Origin of the sequence: Prosthecobacter sp. (assembly GCF_049294395.1) — a bacterium.
Taxonomy (GTDB): domain Bacteria; phylum Verrucomicrobiota; class Verrucomicrobiia; order Verrucomicrobiales; family Verrucomicrobiaceae; genus Prosthecobacter.
In genome coordinates this window covers 1-1,683 of sequence record NZ_JBAQCR010000312.1, presented here as the reverse complement: position 1 = coordinate 1,683, position 1,683 = coordinate 1, and the positions used below count along the sequence as shown (strand labels likewise).

The following is a 1,683-nucleotide window of genomic DNA, read 5'->3' as shown; positions in this document are numbered from 1 at the left end:
AGCCGGTCACGGAGGCGAGCACGGGCGCGGTGAAGGTGGCGTTCGCACTCACATCGACGGAGCCGGTCACGGAGGCGAGCACGGGCGCGGTGATCGAGTAGCCATCTGCGATGGAGAAACCTTTCTCTCCATCGATTTGGGTGACGAGGGGGTGGAGTGATTTGATGGCTTCGCCTTGGGCGTGGAGGCTGCGTACGGCGATGGCTTCGGCGATTTCATGGGGGCAGTTCTCATGGATCAGGGCTTTCCAGCGGAGATCGGCGTATTCGCCGCCGGCGAAGAAGCCGTCTCCAACCAGACCCCAGCCGGGTTCCTCCAGCGCGCGTTTGAGGTTTTTGGCGAGCACCTTTGCGGCGTCGAGCACCTTCTGAGGGTGGTTGGTACCACGGAGAATGCTGCTGATGTTTTGTGGGACATCACCCTGGCCGGACCATTCGAACTCGTAGAAGCGGGCGGTGTCCCGCATTTCGGACAAGGTGTCGTTTTCTTTGAGTTTGTAGAAGGCGACAATGCCGGAATGGGAGTTGGAGGGCTGGTGGTAAAGGGTGCCGTCGGCACGGATGATGGCGGAGAAGAAGTCACACATGGTGGGGAGAGGAGGATGAGGATGAACTGAGATGGGATTAGAAACCGAGGAGGTGAAGGAGGGCGTCGTGGTGGTGGTAGATGGCAAGAGTGAGGACGATGAAGCCGAGGAAGAGCCAGACCATGCTGCTGCTGCATTCCTGGGCGTCCTGACGGGCTTCTCTGCGACAGCGGGGCTCCGGGGTGCTGCGAGGTGAGAGAGAGCCGCGTGGGTAGTCGAGCGAGCGTTTGAGGTAGATGTAGTGAGGTGTGCGGGTGTCCATGGCGGTGGAGGGGTGTGTTAGCGATGGGAGATCCAGATGATGGACACAATGGCTGCGGCCCAGATGAGCGTTGTTAGGACGCTGCGGGCGGCTTCAGCCCAAGAGGTGGTCACCTTGATAATTTCCTGAACAGGTTCAGGCGTGCCGTTGATGGCGCGTATCACTGCGGCGGCTTCTTGGGCAGTGTACTCATCAACGAATAGAGTGAGGACTTTGTCAGAGATTGGAACACGGGTTGCTTCGGCGGACATGATGACTTCGGGTGGAATGGTGGTGAGAGGGAAAAGTTAAAAGACAGTGACCAAGTTGGGATGGGCAGTGCGAAAAGCAGTGAGGATGCGGTGTTCGGCGAGTCCTGTGTGTTTGGTGCTTTCAGCGACCAGTGCCCGGTGGGTGTCGGCAGAGGCTTTAAGATCGCCTGCGATGATTTCCTCGATCGAGGTGGGGGTGCGACCTTCCCAAGTGACGTCTGCCCAGCGGTGGGCGAGGTCGGCTTCGGGGATGTCGAGAGTGACACGGATGGTGCGGGTGCCGACAGTTTGTTTAGGCTGCACGGCAGCGGACGCAGGAAGAGTAAAAGGAGGGTTCATAGGACGAGGAGCGGGGTTGACGGGGGCGGTGGGCATGACGTGGCCTTGAGACTGAGGGAAGGCGCATCGCTGCGCCGGAAGGCCGCTAAGCGGCGCGGACAGAGAAGGCAGGGCCGAGGGTCTGCTGGATGAGGTGGGCGAGGAGACCGGTCTTGGTGGTCTTCATGAGCTGGGCGTTGGCGGCGAGATCCTTGTCCGCTTCTTTGGCGAGCGAGGATTCGGGGTGGAGACGCACGATGATGGTG

At 60.2% G+C, this 1,683-nt stretch carries 4 protein-coding genes; all 4 read right to left on the bottom strand.

Annotation, left to right across the window (positions count from 1 at the left end; translation table 11 throughout):
- Nucleotides 1-586, bottom strand: a 586-nt coding sequence (locus tag WAW39_RS20960; RefSeq protein ID WP_422321114.1) for a hypothetical protein, incomplete at its 3' end; no start/stop codon positions are given.
- 37 nt (nt 587-623) lie between these two features.
- Nucleotides 624-848, bottom strand: coding sequence for a hypothetical protein (locus WAW39_RS20955; RefSeq protein WP_422321113.1), 225 nt, complete (start codon nt 846-848; stop codon nt 624-626).
- A gap of 17 nt (nt 849-865) precedes the next feature.
- Nucleotides 866-1,099 carry a hypothetical protein gene (locus WAW39_RS20950; RefSeq protein ID WP_422321112.1) on the bottom strand — a complete coding sequence of 78 codons (234 nt, stop codon included), beginning with the start codon at nt 1,097-1,099 and terminating at the stop codon, nt 866-868.
- 36 nt (nt 1,100-1,135) lie between these two features.
- The gene (locus WAW39_RS20945; protein WP_422321111.1) at nt 1,136-1,438 is read right to left on the bottom strand and encodes a hypothetical protein; all 303 of its coding nucleotides are present in this window, start codon (nt 1,436-1,438) and stop codon (nt 1,136-1,138) included.
- Between the last annotated feature and the right edge of the window lie 245 nt (nt 1,439-1,683).

Excerpts from the sequence above, each read along its gene's own strand:
- WAW39_RS20950 (WP_422321112.1), bottom strand. The coding sequence starts at position 1,099 with ATGTCCGCCGAAGCAACCCGTGTTCCAATCTCTGACAAAGTCCTCACT.
- WAW39_RS20945 (WP_422321111.1), bottom strand. The coding sequence starts at position 1,438 with ATGAACCCTCCTTTTACTCTTCCTGCGTCCGCTGCCGTGCAGCCTAAA.
- WAW39_RS20955 (WP_422321113.1), bottom strand. The coding sequence starts at position 848 with ATGGACACCCGCACACCTCACTACATCTACCTCAAACGCTCGCTCGAC.